We start from the raw sequence: 16,145 nt of genomic DNA on the forward strand, positions 1-16,145 counted from the left end.
CGGCCTTCCGCCGCCCGTCCGGCTCCCTTAGGGTCGGTGCGATCCCCCACCGCCCGACCGCCGGAGGCCGCAGCAGCATGAGTATCCGTACGACCACCCGCGCCGTCCTCGGCGCGCGCCTGCGGTCGACCACCGGCCTGCTGGGCGGCTTCGCGGCCGCCTCGGCGGCACACCTGGGCTCGATCCTGTCCGGCGCCCCGGTGGTGCAGAACGCCACCAAGCCGGCCCTGATGCCGCTGCTGGCCGCGCACAGCGTGACGGCGGCCAGGGCGGCCGGGCGGGAGGCGCCGAAACTGCTGGCGCCGGCGCTGCTGCTGAGCGCGGGTGGAGACGTGCTGCTCCAGCTGAAGAACGACCCGGCGTTCCTCGCGGGCATGGGCTCCTTCGCGGCGGCGCACGTCTGCTACGTCACGATGTTCGTCCGGCGCGGCGCGCTCACCGACCGCCGGCGGGCCCTGGCGGTCGCGGCGGCGTACGCGACGGCCTGGGTTGTCCTGGTGGGCCGGCTCTGGCCGGACCTCGGGGACCTGCAGGTCCCGGTGGCCGGCTACAGCCTGCTGCTCGCCTCGACGGCCGTCACCTCGGCCGGGCTGGGCTGGCGGACCGGGCTGGGCGGGGCCCTGTTCCTGCTCTCCGACACGTTGATCGCCACCAAGTTGGCGAAGTGGCGGGAGCTGCCGGGGCATCAGTTCTGGATCATGGCGACCTACGTGCTGGCCCAGTACCTGCTGGCCGGCGGCACGCTCGCGCACGACGACAGGCTCGCGCAGCAGGAAGGGCCCTCGCAGCAGGAGGGGCCCTCGCGGGACGGGCGCACGCGGGTGGAGCGCCTGGCAGGCCCGCAGCCCCGGACCGTCTGACACACCGCCGCGCCGCCGGTCCCGTCAGGGTCCGGCGGCGCGGCACAGGGGCGCGGCGGGGCGTGTGGCGAGGCCAAGGCCCTCAGGCACCGCGCCTCCGCAGCAGCCAGAATCCACCGAGGCCGCCCGCGACCAGCGCGAGACCACCGGCCAGCTCGCCCGGATCCGCCGCGACCGAGCCGCCGAGACCGGTCTTCACGGCGCCGTGCGGGGCGACCTGCTGGCTGCCGGCACCGGACTGCCCGAGCGAGCCGGCCCACTCCCCCGCCGCCTCGCTCCAGCCGCCGAGGCCCCTGTCGGGGGTGGCGGCCGCGACGGTGGCGACCGTCACGGTGGTGGAGAAGGCGCCGCCGTCCGGGCAGGTGCCGTCGACCTTGCTGTCCCCGCTGTGCTGGGAGTTCAGCCGGGCGGAGCCGGCATGTCTGCCGTCGGGGCCCAGGGTGAGGGTCGCCGGCCCGCCCTCGAAGGCGGCGGAGCGGGCCGTGATGGTCTTGGCGTCGGGCTTGTCCGACTTCTCACAGGAGACCGTGACCGTCACGGTCTGGCCCGGTGCGGCCTGGGACGGGCTGACCGAGGCCGCGCCGTCCCTGGCGGAAGCGAGGGGGGCCGTCAGGCCGGTCAGTGCCGCCGCGCCGATCAGGGCGGCGGCGGCCGTACGCGTGGGGCGCATGCCGGAACCTCCGGGATTCTCGGGCGCAGCCGGGGACTCCATGTCCACGTGGTCGATCAACCGCACCCGGTCATTCACCGACGGTAGGCACGCGCCTCGCGCTCAGCCAGCGCTCAGGACCGTTCGAGTTACGGCCCGTCACCCAGGGTGACCTCCGCCGAAGGTTCCCGATGGGCCTCAGAGGTCGAGGTCGACCACGACCGGCGCATGGTCCGAGGTGCCCTTGCCCTTGCGGGCCTCGCGGTCGACGTAGCTGTCGGTGACGGCATCGGCGAAGGCCTTGTTGGCGTAGGTGAGGTCGATCCGCATGCCCCGGTTCTTCGGGAAGGCCAGCTGACGGTAGTCCCAGTAGGTGTAGGGGCGGTCGTACTTGAGCGGGCGCGGCACCACGTCCTGCAGGCCGATGCCCGCGAGCGCCTCCAGCGCGGCGCGCTCGACCGGGGTGACGTGGGTGAGGCCCTCGAAGGCGGCGACGTCGAAGACGTCCTCGTCGGTCGGGGCGATGTTGAAGTCCCCGAGGACGGCGAACGGGCGGGAGCCGGCGGCGTCTTCGACGGAGGCCGCGCGCAGCGCCTCCAGCCACTCCAGCTTGTACTGGTAGTGCGCGTGGCCGACCTCGCGGCCGTTGGGCACGTAGACCGACCAGACCCGGACCGGGCCGCAGGTGGCGGCGATGGCGCGCGGCTCGACGTCGGGCAGCAGCGCGCCGTCGGCGAGGTAGCCGGGCTGGCCGGGCAGGCCGCGCACGACGTCGTCCAGGCCGAGCCGGGAGACGACGGCGACGCCGTTCCAGCGGCCGGTGCCGTGCGCGGCCGTCTCGTAGCCGAGCTCGCGGACCTCGTCGTACGGGAAGGCGTCGGCCGCGCACTTGAGCTCCTGCAGGCAGAGCACGTCGGGCTTGGCGCTCTCCAGCCACTCCAGGAGCTTGGGCAGCCGCGCGGTGACGGAGTTGATGTTCCAGGTGGCGATGCGGACGGTCACGGCGGGCGGCCTTCCCGATGGTTCGGTACGGACGGGGATACGGCTGGATCCACGGCTGGAGCCCCGGCTGCGGGTACAGCGGTGGCTACGGACGGGGTGGGCCGCCCCGCGCGGGGAAGGCCCACCCCGAACATACCGTCCGGCACTGACAATCCGGCCGGCCCCGGCGCCCGGCCGCCGGTCCGGTCAGCGCACGGGCCGGACCACCGCCGCCGAACCGCCGCCACGCCGAACCGGTTCGGCGGCGGCCACCCAGCGCCCGTCCGGCAGCCGTTCCACGCCGGTGGCGGCGCCGATCTCGCCGGCGTTGGCGAAGCTGTGCCCGAGGGCCTCCAACCCGGCCCGCTCGGGCAGTGCCAGGAAGGCGGGCTCGGCCTGGGTCGCGGTGCTGTTGCGCTGGCTGGCGCGCGGCGCGGCGATGGCCTGCTCCAGGCTCAGGCCCCGGTCGAGGCGCCCGAGCAGCACCTGCAGGGTGGTGGTGATGATGGTCGCGCCGCCGGGGCTGCCGGTGGCGAGGAACGGCTCGCCGTCGCGCAGCACGACGGTCGGGGACATCGAGGAGCGCGGCCGCTTGCCCGGGCCCGGCAGGTTGGGGTCGGGGACGCCGGGGGCGAGCGGGGCGAAGTCGAAGTCGGTCAGCTCGTTGTTGAGCAGGAAGCCCCGGCCCGGGACGGTGATGCCGCTGCCGCCGGTCTGCTCGATGGTCAGGGTGTAGGAGACGATGTTGCCCCAGCGGTCGGCGACCGTCAGATGGGTGGTGTTGGGGCCCTCGTAGGGCTCGGCGGCGGTCTGGCCGGCGTCGGCGCAGTCGGCCGGGTGGCGCGGGTCGCCGGGGGCGAGCGGGCTGGTGAGCGCGTGGTCGGGGCTGATCAGGCAGGCCCGGGAGGTGGCGTAGCGCTCGGAGAGCAGCTGCTTGGTGGGGACGTCGACGGCGGCCGGGTCGCCGACCCAGCGGTTGCGGTCGGCGAAGGAGATCCGGGAGGCCTCCAGGAAGTGGTGGTAGTACTGCGTGTTGCTGTACGTCGAGACGTCGCCGCCGTCCTCCAGGATGTTGAGCGCCTCGCCGACCGTGGTGCCGCCGGAGCTGGAGGGGGCCATCGAGTAGACGTCGTAGGCGCCGTGGGAGACGTGGGTGGGAGCCTGGTCGCGGACCTGGTAGGCGGCGAGGTCGGCGGAATCGACCTTGCCGGCGCGGGCGTTGCGGCCGGAGGCCGGGTCGACCGGCGGGTGCTGCAGGGTGTTGACGATGTCCTGGGCCAACTGGCCCTGGTAGAAGGCCTTGACGCCGTCCTTGGCGAGCAGTCGGTAGGTGGCGCCGAGGTCGGGGTTGCGCAGGACGGTGCCGACCTCGGGGGGCTTGCCGTCGGGCAGGTAGAGCTTCGCGGTGGCCGGGAAGTCCTTGAACCTGGCCTGGTTGTCGGCGGTCTGCTTGCGGAAGGTCTCGTCCACGACGAAGCCGTTGTCGGCGATCCGCTCGGCGGGTTCGAGGTTCCGGGCGAGCGAACGGCTGCCCCACCGGCGCAGTGCGGCGTCCCAGGTGGCCGGGGTTCCGGGGACGCCGACGGACAGGCCGCTGGTGACGGCGTCGGCGAAGGCCAGCGGCTTGCCGTCCTCCAGGAACAGTCCGGTGTCGGCGCCGCGGCCGGCCGTTTCGCGGCCGTCGAGGGTGTGCACCCGGCCGGTGGCGTGGTCGTAGTAGACGAAGTACCCGCCGCCGCCCACACCGGAGGAGTACGGCTCGGTGACCCCGAGGGCCGCCGCGGCGGCGACCGCCGCGTCCACCGCGTTGCCGCCCTTGCGCAGCACCTCGATCCCGGCGGCGGTGGCGTCGGCGTCGACGGTGGCCACCGCGCCGCCCCAGCCGACCGCTTCGGGCGCCTTCGGCGGCGGGGCCGCCGCACCGGCCGGCAGCGCGGTGGACCAGACCAACGCGGTGGTGAGCAGCAGTGGTGGTGCGAGACGGGTCAGAGCCCTCATCCGAGTCCTCCTGGGTCGACGTCAACCCAGTTGTTCCACAGGAGAGATGATCCGACAACCACACCGAGGCGTTACCAACCGGTAGTTGACGGAGCGAAAGCGACCGGGGGCAAGGCGAGGGGCGGGGGCCGAACAGCTGACAACTGACAACTTTCAGCTGACAGAGTTCAGCGAACAGATAACGAAATCTGTTCGCTGAACTCTGTCAGCTGAATCCCGTCGGCTGAGACCCGTCAGCCGCCCACGCCCACCCCGCCCCGCCCCACCCCTACAGCGCGCTGCGCTCCACCCGGCGGCGCTTGATGGTGCGGAAGCGCCGGGCCACCTGCCGGGCGAGGTCGGCGGCGCCGACCAGGCCGGCCTCGTTGCCGAGGGCGGCGTGCACGATGGTGGCCTCGGGGCGGAAGCCGCGGCCGGTGAGGGTGCGGCGGAAGGTGTCCCGGGCCGGGCCGAGCAGCAGGTCGCCGGCCTCGGAGACCCCGCCGCCGATGACGAAGCGGCCCGGGTCGAGCCCCGCGGCCAGGTTGGCGATGCCGACGCCGAGCCAGGTGCCGACCTCGTAGAGCAGCTCGATGGCGGTCGGGTCGCCCTCCCGCGCGGCCTCGGTGACCAGCGGCCCGGTGATGCCCTCGACCGTGCCGCCCGCCCGGGCCAGCAGCGGCTGCACCACCGGGGACTCCTCGGCGACCAGTTCCCGCGCGTCGCGCACCAGGGCGTTGCCGGAGGAGTACTGCTCCCAGCAGCCGCGGTTGCCGCACGGGCAGCGGTGGCCTCCGGGCAGCACCTGCATGTGCCCGAACTCGCCCGCCAGGCCGTACTTTCCGCGGTCGACGTAGCCGTCCCGGACCACCGCGCCGCCGATGCCGGTGCCCAGGGTGAGCATCACCATGTGGTCCTCACCGCGCCCGGCGCCGAAGCGCCACTCGGCCCAGGCGGCCGCGTTGGCGTCGTTCTCCACGATCACCGGGAACCGCAGCCGCTCGCTGAGCGCCTGCTGGAGCGGCTCGTTGCGCCAGTTGAGGTGCGGGGCGAACAGCACCCGGGAGCGGTCGGCGTCGACCCAGCCGGCCGCGCCGACGCCGACGGCGTGGACGTCGTGCCGGTCGGCGAGCTGCAGCACCAGCTCGACGATGACGTCCTCGACCACCTTGGCGCTCTTGCTCTTGTCGGGGGTGTCGGTGCGCAGCTTCTCCAGCACCTTGCCCTCGCCGTCGACCACCCCGGCGACCACCTTGGTACCGCCGATGTCGATGCCGATGGTGGGCAGTCGCAGTATTCCCGCGGGCAGGGCGCGGCGGCGGCGCTCGGCGCGCGGGCCGAGGCCGAGCAGCGTGGGCAGGACGGGCGGCCTGGTGCTGCTCTGGGGGCTGGTCACGGCTGCGGACGCTCCTCACGGGAATCGAAGGCGGAGGGTCGGGCCAGCTCGTGCGAGAGCTCGGCGAGGTCGGAGCCGCCGGCCATCTCGGTGGTGAGCTGTTCCAGGCTGATCTCGGCGCGGGGGTGGCTGCCCGCCATCCGGCCGCGCTTGAGCAGGGTGAAGTGGTCGCCGACCAGGTGCGCGTGGTGCGGGTTGTGGGTGATCAGCACGACCCCGAGCCCGGCGTCGCGGGCGGCGGTGACGTACTTGAGCACCACGCCGGACTGTTTGACGCCGAGTGCGGCGGTGGGCTCGTCCAGGATCAGGGCCTTGGCGCCGAAGTGCACCGCGCGGGCGATCGCCACGCACTGGCGCTGGCCGCCGGAGAGGGTGCCGATCGGCCGGTCGACGTCGTGCAGGTCGATGCCCATCCGGGCGAGTGCCTCGCGGGTGGTGGCGCGCATCCCGTCGGCGTCCAGGCGTAGGCCGCCCCAGCGGCGCATGCCCTGTTCGGAGCCGAGGAAGAAGTTGCGCCAGACCGGCATCAGCGGGACGACGGCGAGGTCCTGGTAGACGGTGGCGATACCGCGGTCCAGGGCCTGGCGCGGGGAGTCGAGGCGGACTTCCTCGCCGCCCACGGTGTAGCTGCCCTCGTCGTGCCGGTGCAACCCCGAGATGATCTTGATCAGGGTGGACTTGCCGGCCCCGTTGTCGCCGAGCACGCAACTGATCTCGCCGGCCCGCAGGGTCAGCGAGACGTCCCGGAGCGCCCTGACGGTGCCGTAGCTCTTGCCGACGCCCTCGAGGGCGAGGAGTTCACTGCCCGTCATCGCGGCCCCCGCTCGGCCCGGCGCTTGACGAAGGCGTTCAGCAGTGCGGCCATCAGCAGCATCGCGCCGAGGAAGAACTTGAACCAGTCCGGGTTCCACTGGGCGTAGATGATCCCCTTGCTGACCATGCCGAAGATCAGCGCGCCGAGCGCGGAGCCGACGACGGAGCCGTAGCCGCCGGTGATCAGGCAGCCGCCGATGACGGCCGCGACGATGTAGATCAGCTCGTTGCCGACGCCCTCGCCGGACTGCACGGTGTCGAAGGAGAACAGCAGGTGCTGGCCGAGCACCCAGGCGCCGAAGCCGACGCCGAGGTAGAGCACGGTCTTCGTCCGGGCGACCGGCACGCCGACCGCGCGGGCGGCGGCCGCGTCGCCGCCGACGGCGAAGACCCAGTTGCCGAAGCGGGTGCGCAGCAGCACCCAGCTGCCGACCGCGAGCAGGCCGAGCCACCACCAGACGGTGGCCTTGATCGTCAGCCCGCCGACGGTGACCTCGGAGGCGAACAGCCAGCGGCAGGCGGCGAAGCCCTCCATGTCGGAGATCGGCTTGGTGGAGACCGTCCCGGAGACCGCCTTGGTGACGCCCAGGTTGGCGCCGGTCAGCATCAGGAAGGTGCCGAGGGTGACGATGAAGCTGGGCAGCTTGGTGCGGCCGAGCATCCACCCGTTGAACCAGCCGACCGCCAGCGTGGTCGCGAGGGAGGCCAGGACGCCGACCCAGGTCACCGCGGTGAACTGGTACGAGACCATCGAGGAGGTCAGCGCGGCGGTGGTGACCAGCACACCGGCCGAGAGGTCGAACTCGCCGCCGATCATCAGCAGCGACACCGGCACCGCCATGATTCCGATGGTGGACGCCGCGTAGAGCACGGTGCCCAGCGAGGAGGCCCGCAGGAACGGCGCGGCGACGGCGGCGAAGACCACGAACACCGCGACGGCGGCGATCAGCGAGCCCAGTTCCGGGCGGGCGAGGAGCCGCCGCAGGGCCGCCGGGCGGTCCTGGACGAGGCCGTCCTGGGCGAGGAGGTCCGGGGTGCTCACCTGGTCCCCCTCGCGACGTACCCGGCGAGCGCGTCGGCGTTCTCCCTGGTGAGGATCTGCGGGCCGGTCTCGACCGGCTTGCCCCCGCCGAGCATGTCCAGGTTGGACTTGTAGAGCCAGAGCAGGTCGACGCCCTCGTAGCCCTGGAGGTAGGGCTGCTGGTCGACGGCGAAGCCGACGCTGCCGGACTTGAGCCCGGCCACCACCTGCTGCCCGAGGTCGAAGGTGTCCAGTTCGACGGGGCGGTGGGCGTCCTGGATCGCCTGCAGTCCGGTGGCGGCCATCGGGCCGGAGAGGGTGAGCACGGTGTCGATGGCCGGGTCGGCCTGGAGCTTGGCGGAGATCGAGGCGCGGGCGTCCGGCATGTCGACGCCGTTGACGTAGAGCACCTGGAAGGCGCCGCCGGCCTTGGACTGGGCGCCGGAGCACCGCTGCTCCTGGCCGACGTTGCCCTGCTCGTGGATGACGCAGAGCACGTTCTTGCGTCCGCGGGCGGACAGTTCGGTGCCGGCCGCCTGGCCGGCGGTGGCCTCGTCCTGGCCGATGTGGGTGAGCGCGCCGAACTTCCCGGAGTACTCCTGGCCGGAGTTGATGGTGATCACGGGGATGCCGGCGGCCTTGGCCTTGGCGAGGACGTCAGCCATGGCGTCGCCCTTGGCGAGGGTGACCAGCAGGCCGTCGACCTTCTGGTCGATGGCGGCCTGGACGAGCTGGACCTGGTTCTGGGTCTGCGCGTCGTTGGAGTACAGGAAGGCGATGTTGTCCTTGGCGGCGGCCTGCTCGGCGCCCTTGCGCACCGTGTCCCAGAAGGCGTCGCCGGCCCCGGCGTGGGTCACCATGGCGACCTTCCAGCGCGGGGTGGTGACGGCGCCGCCGGCCGCGGACGCGGCCTTGGCGCGGGCCTCCTCGGCGCGTCTGCCTCCGGTACTGCTGCAACCGGCCGCGGTGACCGCGACGGCCAGGACGGCGCACACGGGCCAGAAGCGGCGGGACGGACGAAAGCGGGTGATGCTCATCCCCATAGTCTCCCTGGCCCGGCCGCACGGGATCGCACCGCCTCGCCCGCCGACGCGAACGGCCTGGGAGGTAAGGTGCCCCGGGGGACCTTTCCTGGAAGTTCGCTGAACATCTGGTCCGGACAACCGCCGTCCGGGTGACAGACTAGGCGCCGATCCGAAGGGGGCGCATCACGAGAACGTGATGTTCCTCTCAGGTTCCGCACAGATTCGGACGGCAACCGATCATCCGCCATCGGCCGTCTGATGCCATTGACGCGCGTTCGGACGACTGGGGCCCGAACGGCGAGCGACCCGGATACGAGAACTCGATGGAACTGACAGGTACGCCATTCTTCATCCTCACCGTCATTCTTGTGCCGGTGTCCATCACAGTGGCGCTGCTGTTCTGGGGGAAGGTCGGCGGCCCCCAGCCGGTGAGGACCCTCACCCGGATCGTCATGATCATGTTCTGCCAGGTCACAGCCGTCCTGATGGTCTTCGTGATGGTCAACAACGCCAACCTGATCTACGGCAACTGGGACGACCTGCTCGGCACCGGCAACCACGTCCGCGCGGTGCCCCCGGTGCCACCGGCGGACGCGCCCGGCGGCACCAGCGGTGAGGCGGCCAAGGAACTCCCGAAGGTCAAGCAGAGCTTCGGCGGCGTGAACGACCCGGCGGTACCGGGCGACGTGCAGAAGACCGAGCTCAAGGGCCAGGTGTCCGGCGTCGACGGCGAGGTGCTGGTCTGGCTGCCGCCGCAGTACAACGACCCGGCGTTCAAGGACAAGAAGTTCCCCGTGGTCGAGCTGATCCCGGGCTACCCGGGCTCCTCCTCCACCTGGTACGGCACGCTCAAGGTCTCCGAGCAGCTCAAGCCGCTGATGCAGCAGGGCAAGGTCGCCCCGTTCATCCTGGTCTCGCCGCGCACCCTGCTGCTCGGCGCCAACCAGGACGCCGGCTGCACCGACATCCCCGGCAAGGTCAACGCCGACGCCTGGATCACCCGGGACGTCCCGCAGATGGTGCTGGACAACTTCCGCGCCGACCCGTCCGCGGACCGCTGGGCGATCGCCGGCTACTCGGCCGGCGCCCACTGCGCGGCCAAGCTGTCGCTGGCCCACCCCAACCGGTACCGGGCCGGCATCGCGATGTCGGGCTACAACGACCCCGCCGTCGAGAAGGACTCGCTGGTCGGCAAGGACCCGAAGCTGCGCGAGGCCAACAACCCGGTCAACATCCTGAAGGCCTCCCCGCAGCCGCCGAAGGTCGCCCTGTTCGTCAGCGGCTCCAAGGGCGACGGCTTCGAGGACGGCGAGGCGATCCGCGCCGCGGCCAAGGCCCCGACCACCATCCAGGTCGAGGAGGGCGTCGGCCCGCACACCACCGAGCAGTGGAAGAAGATGGTCCCGGGCGCCTTCACCTGGCTGACCTCGATCATCCCGCCGCAGTAGCGCACGGACGCACGACGAGAGCCCGCCGCGGTCCTTCCGCGGCGGGCTCCGTGCTGTGCCGAACGGGCCGTCAGGCCAGTTCGAGCGCCAGGTAGAAGTCCACCCGGTCCTCCAGCCGGGAGAGGTCACGCCCGGTCAGCTCCTCGATCCGGCCGATCCGGTACCGCAGGGTGTTCACGTGGACGTGCAGCTGCCCGGCGCAGCGGGTCCAGGAGCCGTCCGAGCGCAGGAAGGCCTCCAGGGTGCGGACCAGGTCCGCCTGGTGCTCGATGTCGTACGCGATCACCTTGTCCAGCAGCCGGCTGCGGAAGGCCCGGCGGACCTCGTCCGGGACGGCGGCCAGCAGCAGCACGTGCGAGGCGAGCTCCTCGGGGCCGGCGACGCAGACCCGGCCCACCCGGGAGGCGGCGATCCGGCGGGCGTGCCGGGCCTCCTCCAGGGCGCCGCGCAGTCCGCCGGCCTCGGGGGCGGGGGCGGAGACGCCGAGGGTGATCCGGCCCTCGGAGCCGAGCCCGGCCTCCAGCGGGGCGAGCAGGTCGCGCAGGGTGTCGGCGGGCACCGGGCTGTCCAGGGCGGGCAGCACCACGACGGCGCCGCTGCCCGTCCCGGCGACCAGGGCGCGGTCGGTGGCGGCGCCGAGCGCCTCCTCCAGCACGGCCCGGACGGTGCCCTCCGGCAGGCCGGTGCCCTCGGCGCTGAGCACCAGCCAAGAGCCCTCCTCCGCCTGGGACTTGGGCTCGGCGCTCTCGTAGCGGGCGGCCATCGCCGAGGAGGCGTACAGGGTGCGGCTGATCTCGGCCGGGTCGGCGTCGCGGCGCAGCAGGGCCAGCACCTCGTCGGCGAGGCGGCGGCGCAGCCGGCGGCCCTCGTCGCGGCGGTGGCGCTCGGCGGCGACGAGGCGGGCCAGGTTCTCGGCGAGCTGCTGGCGCTTGGTGGTCCACTCGGTGATGTCGCCGGCCACCGCGAGCATCCAGTCGGCCAGCGAACTGTCGGCCGGCGGACTGTCTGCCTGCTGCGCGTCGTGCTCGGTGGAGGCCGCGGCGGGCAGCAGCGAGTAGGAGCCGGCGGCCAGGCGGGCCCGGTGCGGGGGGCGGCGGCGCTGGCGCTGGGCGGCGAGGTGGGCGCGGACCAGCTGGTCGCGGTCCTCGGCGGAGAGCCGGTCGGCGGGGCCGGCGATCACCGCGCCGGTGGGGGCGAGGACCCAGCAGTCCAGGTCGAGGTCGCCGCCGAGCAGGTCCAGCACCGCGTCCAGCCCGCCGCCGCCGGCCGCGGAGACCAGCAGCCGGTGCCGGTCGACCAGGGCGGCGAGGTCGGCCGCGCGGTCGGCGGAGACCTGGCGGCCGATGAACTCGGTGACGGTGCCGAAGGCGATGTCGTCGGGGACGGCCAGCAGCGGCATCCGGTGCCGGCGGCAGGCCTCGACCAGGTCGTCGGGCACCGGGCCGACCTCGGCCTCGCCGGCCGCCAGGGCGACCGCGCCGCCGGCCGCGAGGGTCCGGACGAAGCGCTCGGAGTCGGCCGGGACGGTGCGCCAGAGCATGCCGGTGAGCACCAGTTCGCCGCCGTGCAGGTAGCGGCCGGGGTCCTGCAGGTCGGTGGTCATCACGCCGCTGACCTGCCGGTCCAGCTCTTCCTCGGCCGCGAGCAGGCGCAGTCGCGGGGCGCCGGGGGCGAGCAGGTCACGGACGCGCATCCGCAGACTCCTTACGGGGGACTGGATCGAGGGAAGGGAGGGAAAGCGAGGGGGAAGGGAGGGCGGGCGGGGGCCGGGCCATCGGTCCGGGGGTCACAGTGTGCCCGAACATCCGTGCTCGGCGTTACGTACCAGCGGGCCACCGGATCGCGGGGCGTAGCCCGTCCGTCACGGCCGGATTACGGTCGTAGGTAGCACCCGGCGAACACCTGGACTGCGGGGTTCTGCTCCTTAGAGGAACGTACAGGATGCCGGGCGGGACCACAGCCGGGGCTTCATGCCATCGGTGACTGCCAGTGGGCCGCGTCACAGGAGTTCACTGGGCGACACGCCGCCGGACACCCGGCGGGCGACGACTTGAGGAGACACCCGCATGGAGTTCCTTCGGCCCGCCACCTGGGACGAGGCGCTCGCGGCGAAGGCTGAGTACCCGACCGCGCTGCCCATCTCGGGTGGTACGGACGTCATGGTCGAGATGAACTTCGACGTGCACCGGCCATCCGCGATTCTCGACCTGAACCGCGTCACCGAGCTCACCGAATGGTCGAACGACGGCAGCGTCGTCAAGCTCGGAGCCTCCGTCCCGTACACCCGGATCATCGACGAGCTGTCCGGGCCGCTGCCCGGCCTCGCGCTGGCGGCGCACACCGTCGGCTCGCCGCAGATCCGCAACCGCGGTGGCGTCGGCGGCAACCTCGGCGGCGCCTCCCCGGCCGGTGACGCGCACCCCGCGCTGCTGGCGGCCGGGCGGGACGTGTTCGTCGAGGCGGCCTCGGTGCGCGGTACCCGGCTGATCCCGATCGACGACTTCTACGTCGGTGTGAAGCGCAACTGCCTGGAGGCCGACGAGCTGATCCGGGCCGTGCACATCCCGGTGGCGGACGGGCCGCAGCAGTTCTCGAAGATCGGCACCCGCAACGCCATGGTGATCGCGGTCTGTGCGTTCGGCTTCGCCCTCCACCCCAAGAACGGGACCGTCGGCACCGGGATCGGTTCGGCTGCCCCCACGCCGCGCCGCGCCGTCGAGGCCGAGGAGTACCTGCAGGGCGTGCTCGCCGAGCGCGGGCTCTGGGAGTCCGGCGAGCTGCTGGGCAGCGAGGTGGTCCAGCGCTTCGGCGAGCTGGTGAAGGCCGCGGCCTCGCCGATCGACGACGTCCGGGGCACCGCCGACTACCGGCGCCACTCCCTGGCCGTGATGGCCCGCCGCACCCTCACCTGGTGTTGGAACGACTACAGCAAGCAGATCAGGAGCGCGGCATGAGGGTCACTTTCACCGCCAACGGCAAGCCGGTCGAGGCCGACGACGTGTGGGAGGGCGAGAGCCTGCTCTACGTGCTGCGCGAGCGGGTCGGCCTGCCGGGCTCGAAGAACGCCTGCGAGCAGGGCGAGTGCGGCTCCTGCACGGTCTACCTCGACGGCGTCCCGGTCTGCTCCTGCCTGGTCGCGGCCGGCCAGGTGCAGGACCGCGAGGTCCGTACCGTCGAGGGCCTGAGCGGCGAGGAGGGCGAGCTGGGCCTGGTCCAGCAGGCGTTCATCGACGCCGGCGCCGTGCAGTGCGGCTTCTGCACCCCCGGCCTGCTGGTGCAGACCGACGCGCTGCTCGGGAACGACGCCCAGCCGAGCGACAACGACATCCGCGAGGCGCTGTCCGGCAACCTGTGCCGCTGCACCGGTTACGAGAAGATCATGGACGCGGTGCGGCTCGCCTCGGCCCGCAAGTGCGCCGGGAAGGGTTCGGCATGACCACGCGCACGATCCAGGGCCAGAAGAACCTGCAGAACATCAACCAGGCGTCCAAGGACGGCATCGGCGGCTCGCCGCTGCGCCCGGACGGCAACCTGAAGGTCAGGGGCGAGTTCGCGTACTCGTCGGACATGTGGCACGAGGACATGCTCTGGGGCATGGCGCTGCGCTCGCCGCACCCCCGCGCGAACATCCTCTCGGTGGACATCTCCGAGGCGCTCAAGGTGCCCGGCGTCTACGCGGTGCTGACGCACGAGGACATCCCCGGCGCGAAGTACTACGGCCTGGAGATCCAGGACCAGCCGGCCCTGGCCATCGACAAGATCCGGTACCACGGCGAGGCGATCGCGCTGGTCGCCGCCGACCACCCGGAGACGGCCCGCCGCGCGGTGAAGAAGATCGCGGTCGAGTACGAGGTGCTCCCCCCGATCGTCACCGAGGAGCAGTGCCTCGACCCGCAGACGCACGGCTACGTCCACGAGCCGCACGAGTACAAGTCGCACGCCTACGGCAACATCTGCCACGAGCAGAAGCTGGTCTCCGGCCTCGGCGTGACCGACGAGGTGCGGGCGCTGGCGGACGTCATCGTCAGCGGCGACTACGAGGTCGGCATGCAGGACCAGGCCTTCCTCGGCCCCGAGTCCGGCCTCGCCGTGCCCGCCGAGGACGGCGGCATCGACCTCTACATCGCCACCCAGTGGCTGCACGTGGACCGCGAGCAGATGGCCCCGGTGCTCGACCTGCCCGAGGAGAAGGTCCGGCTCACCCTGGCCGGCGTCGGCGGCGCCTTCGGCGGCCGCGAGGACATCTCGATGCAGATCCACGCCTGCCTGCTGGCCCAGCGCACCGGCAAGCCGGTCAAGATCGTCTACGCCCGGGACGAGTCCTTCTACGGCCACGTGCACCGCCACCCGGCGAAGATGCACTACGAGCACGGCGCCACCCGCGACGGCAAGCTGGTCTTCGCGGACTGCCGGATCGTGCTGGACGGCGGCGCGTACGCCTCCGCCTCGCCGGCCGTGGTCGGCAACGCCGCCTCGCTCGGACACGGCCCGTACGTGATCCCGAACGTCGCGATGCACGCCATCGCGCTCTACAGCAACAACCCGTCCTGCGGGGCGATGCGCGGCTTCGGCGCGGTGCAGGCCGCCTTCGGCTACGAGTCGCAGATGGACAAGCTGGCCGCCGAACTGGGCATGGACCCGGTGGAGTTGCGGCAGCTCAACGCGATGTCGGAGGGCGACTTCATGCCCACCGGCCAGCAGATCGACTCGCCCGCGCCGGTGGCCGAACTGCTGCGGCGGGCCAAGGACATGCCGATGCCGCCGCCGCTGGACACCGAGCACCTGGACGTGCGCCAGCTGCCGGGCGCGCTGTCCAACACCTCGCACGGCGAGGGGATCGTACGCGGCGTCGGCTACTCCGTCGGCATCAAGAACGTCGGCTTCTCCGAGGGCTTCGACGACTACTCCACCGCCCGGGTGCGGCTGGAGGTGATCGGCGGCGAGCCCGTCGCCATGGTGCACACCGCGATGGCCGAGGTCGGCCAGGGCGGCGTCACCGTGCACGCCCAGATCGCCCGCACCGAGCTGGGCGTCGAGCAGGTCACCATCCACCCGGCCAACACCGAGGTGGGATCGGCTGGTTCGACCTCGGCCTCGCGCCAGACGTACATGACCGGCGGCGCCGTGAAGCTGGCCGCCGAGGCCGTCCGGCGGGAGCTGATCGAGAAGGGCCGCCGGCGCTACGGCTGGACCCACAAGGACATCACGCTGGCCGGCGGCAAGGTCGTCTCGGAGAGCGCCGGAGTCCTGGTCCCGATGGTGGACCTGCTCGGCGACGAGGCCATCGACCTCACCCGCGAACACCACCACCGGCCCACCCAGGCCTTCGACAAGGAGACCGGCCAGGGCTTCGGCCACGTCCAGTACACCTTCTGCGCCAACCGCGCGGTGGTGGACGTGGACGTCGAGCTGGGCCTGGTCAAGGTGGTCGAGCTCACCGCCGTCCAGGACGTCGGCAAGGCGCTCAACCCGCTCTCCGTCGTCGGCCAGATCCAGGGCGGCTGCACCCAGGCGCTCGGCCTGGCGGTGATGGAGGAGATCATCGTCCGGGACGGCAAGGTCCGCAACGCCTCCTTCACCGACTACCTGATCCCCACCATCCTGGACACCCCGCCGATCCCGGTGGAGATCCTCGAACTGCCCGACCCCCACGCGCCGTACGGGCTGCGCGGGGTCGGCGAGGCGCCGACCGTCTCGGCGACGCCGTCCATCGTGGCCGCCATCCGCAACGCCACGGGTCTCGCGCTCAACCGGATCCCGGTCCGACCGGAGCACCTGACCACCGAACAGCCCGGCTGACCACCGGAGTTCGCGCTTCCCCGGGGCGGCGACCGTCTTCCCCGCCGCCCCGGGGGCACCACCCCCACACCCGCTGCCCTACCCGCGCCGAGGTTCCGCAGCGGTGCGCCCCACCCTCGAATGCACCGCTGGCACTCCCCCCTCTCTACGAGTGCCCCCAGTGAGCCGATACGTCC

General features: G+C 72.6%; 13 protein-coding genes. 5 read left to right on the top strand and 8 right to left on the bottom strand.

Going from position 1 to position 16,145, the window contains the following annotated elements; genetic code table 11:
• Window positions 1-77: 77 nt before the first annotated feature.
• Complete coding sequence (locus AC0B61_RS00690) at window positions 78-860, top strand: lysoplasmalogenase (RefSeq protein WP_471738399.1); 783 nt, start codon at window positions 78-80, stop codon at window positions 858-860.
• 82 nt (window positions 861-942) lie between these two features.
• Here the strand turns inward: AC0B61_RS00690 and AC0B61_RS00695 are convergent, their stop codons facing one another.
• The 7 genes from AC0B61_RS00695 to AC0B61_RS00725 all read right to left on the bottom strand — a co-directional run bounded on the left by AC0B61_RS00695 (window position 943) and on the right by AC0B61_RS00725 (window position 8,728).
• Window positions 943-1,530 carry a hypothetical protein gene (locus tag AC0B61_RS00695; protein ID WP_471738400.1) on the bottom strand — a complete coding sequence of 196 codons (588 nt, stop codon included), beginning with the start codon at window positions 1,528-1,530 and terminating at the stop codon, window positions 943-945.
• 177 nt (window positions 1,531-1,707) lie between these two features.
• Window positions 1,708-2,511, bottom strand: a complete 804-nt coding sequence (locus tag AC0B61_RS00700) for an exodeoxyribonuclease III (protein ID WP_471738401.1) — start codon at window positions 2,509-2,511, stop codon at window positions 1,708-1,710.
• A gap of 186 nt (window positions 2,512-2,697) precedes the next feature.
• Entirely contained in the window at window positions 2,698-4,488 is a 1,791-nt protein-coding gene (ggt, locus tag AC0B61_RS00705) for a gamma-glutamyltransferase (protein ID WP_471738402.1), read from the bottom strand.
• A 268-nt stretch (window positions 4,489-4,756) separates the two neighbouring features.
• Window positions 4,757-5,863 carry an ROK family glucokinase gene (locus tag AC0B61_RS00710; RefSeq protein WP_471738403.1) on the bottom strand — a complete coding sequence of 369 codons (1,107 nt, stop codon included), beginning with the start codon at window positions 5,861-5,863 and terminating at the stop codon, window positions 4,757-4,759.
• Window positions 5,860-6,675: an ATP-binding cassette domain-containing protein gene (locus AC0B61_RS00715; protein WP_471738404.1), complete on the bottom strand. Its 816-nt coding sequence runs from the start codon at window positions 6,673-6,675 to the stop codon at window positions 5,860-5,862. Before AC0B61_RS00715 ends, AC0B61_RS00710 begins: the two co-directional genes overlap by 4 nt.
• Window positions 6,672-7,718 (bottom strand): ABC transporter permease, encoded by a 1,047-nt coding sequence (locus AC0B61_RS00720; protein WP_471738405.1) that lies wholly within the window; start codon window positions 7,716-7,718, stop codon window positions 6,672-6,674. Before AC0B61_RS00720 ends, AC0B61_RS00715 begins: the two co-directional genes overlap by 4 nt.
• Entirely contained in the window at window positions 7,715-8,728 is a 1,014-nt protein-coding gene (locus tag AC0B61_RS00725) for a substrate-binding domain-containing protein (protein WP_471738823.1), read from the bottom strand. Before AC0B61_RS00725 ends, AC0B61_RS00720 begins: the two co-directional genes overlap by 4 nt.
• A gap of 368 nt (window positions 8,729-9,096) precedes the next feature.
• Here AC0B61_RS00725 and AC0B61_RS00730 point away from each other — a divergent pair, with 368 nt between their 5' ends.
• Window positions 9,097-10,170 (top strand): alpha/beta hydrolase, encoded by a 1,074-nt coding sequence (locus AC0B61_RS00730; RefSeq protein WP_471738406.1) that lies wholly within the window; start codon window positions 9,097-9,099, stop codon window positions 10,168-10,170.
• A gap of 70 nt (window positions 10,171-10,240) precedes the next feature.
• On the opposite strand, the gene AC0B61_RS00735 is transcribed toward AC0B61_RS00730, so the two are convergent.
• Complete coding sequence (locus AC0B61_RS00735; RefSeq protein ID WP_471738407.1) at window positions 10,241-11,863, bottom strand: PucR family transcriptional regulator; 1,623 nt, start codon at window positions 11,861-11,863, stop codon at window positions 10,241-10,243.
• Between the two features lie 373 nt (window positions 11,864-12,236).
• Between AC0B61_RS00735 and AC0B61_RS00740 the strand changes: the two genes are divergently transcribed.
• The 3 genes from AC0B61_RS00740 to pucD are packed head-to-tail and all read left to right on the top strand — an operon-like array spanning window position 12,237 to window position 15,969.
• Entirely contained in the window at window positions 12,237-13,124 is an 888-nt protein-coding gene (locus tag AC0B61_RS00740) for an FAD binding domain-containing protein (RefSeq protein WP_471738408.1), read from the top strand.
• Window positions 13,121-13,606 carry a (2Fe-2S)-binding protein gene (locus AC0B61_RS00745; RefSeq protein WP_471738409.1) on the top strand — a complete coding sequence of 162 codons (486 nt, stop codon included), beginning with the start codon at window positions 13,121-13,123 and terminating at the stop codon, window positions 13,604-13,606. The genes AC0B61_RS00740 and AC0B61_RS00745 overlap by 4 nt, the downstream gene beginning before the upstream one ends.
• Window positions 13,603-15,969, top strand: coding sequence for a xanthine dehydrogenase subunit D (gene pucD, locus AC0B61_RS00750; protein WP_471738410.1), 2,367 nt, complete (start codon window positions 13,603-13,605; stop codon window positions 15,967-15,969). Before AC0B61_RS00745 ends, pucD begins: the two co-directional genes overlap by 4 nt.
• Window positions 15,970-16,145 lie beyond the last annotated feature (176 nt).

This window comes from Kitasatospora sp. NPDC023385 (assembly GCF_055664045.1).

Coding starts and splice junctions, on each gene's coding strand:
- AC0B61_RS00715 (WP_471738404.1), bottom strand. CDS start 6,675: ATGACGGGCAGTGAACTCCTCGCCCTCGAGGGCGTCGGCAAGAGCTAC.
- ggt (WP_471738402.1), bottom strand. CDS start 4,488: ATGAGGGCTCTGACCCGTCTCGCACCACCACTGCTGCTCACCACCGCG.
- AC0B61_RS00695 (WP_471738400.1), bottom strand. CDS start 1,530: ATGCGCCCCACGCGTACGGCCGCCGCCGCCCTGATCGGCGCGGCGGCA.
- AC0B61_RS00690 (WP_471738399.1), top strand. CDS start 78: ATGAGTATCCGTACGACCACCCGCGCCGTCCTCGGCGCGCGCCTGCGG.
- AC0B61_RS00745 (WP_471738409.1), top strand. CDS start 13,121: ATGAGGGTCACTTTCACCGCCAACGGCAAGCCGGTCGAGGCCGACGAC.
- pucD (WP_471738410.1), top strand. CDS start 13,603: ATGACCACGCGCACGATCCAGGGCCAGAAGAACCTGCAGAACATCAAC.
- AC0B61_RS00735 (WP_471738407.1), bottom strand. CDS start 11,863: ATGCGCGTCCGTGACCTGCTCGCCCCCGGCGCCCCGCGACTGCGCCTG.
- AC0B61_RS00740 (WP_471738408.1), top strand. CDS start 12,237: ATGGAGTTCCTTCGGCCCGCCACCTGGGACGAGGCGCTCGCGGCGAAG.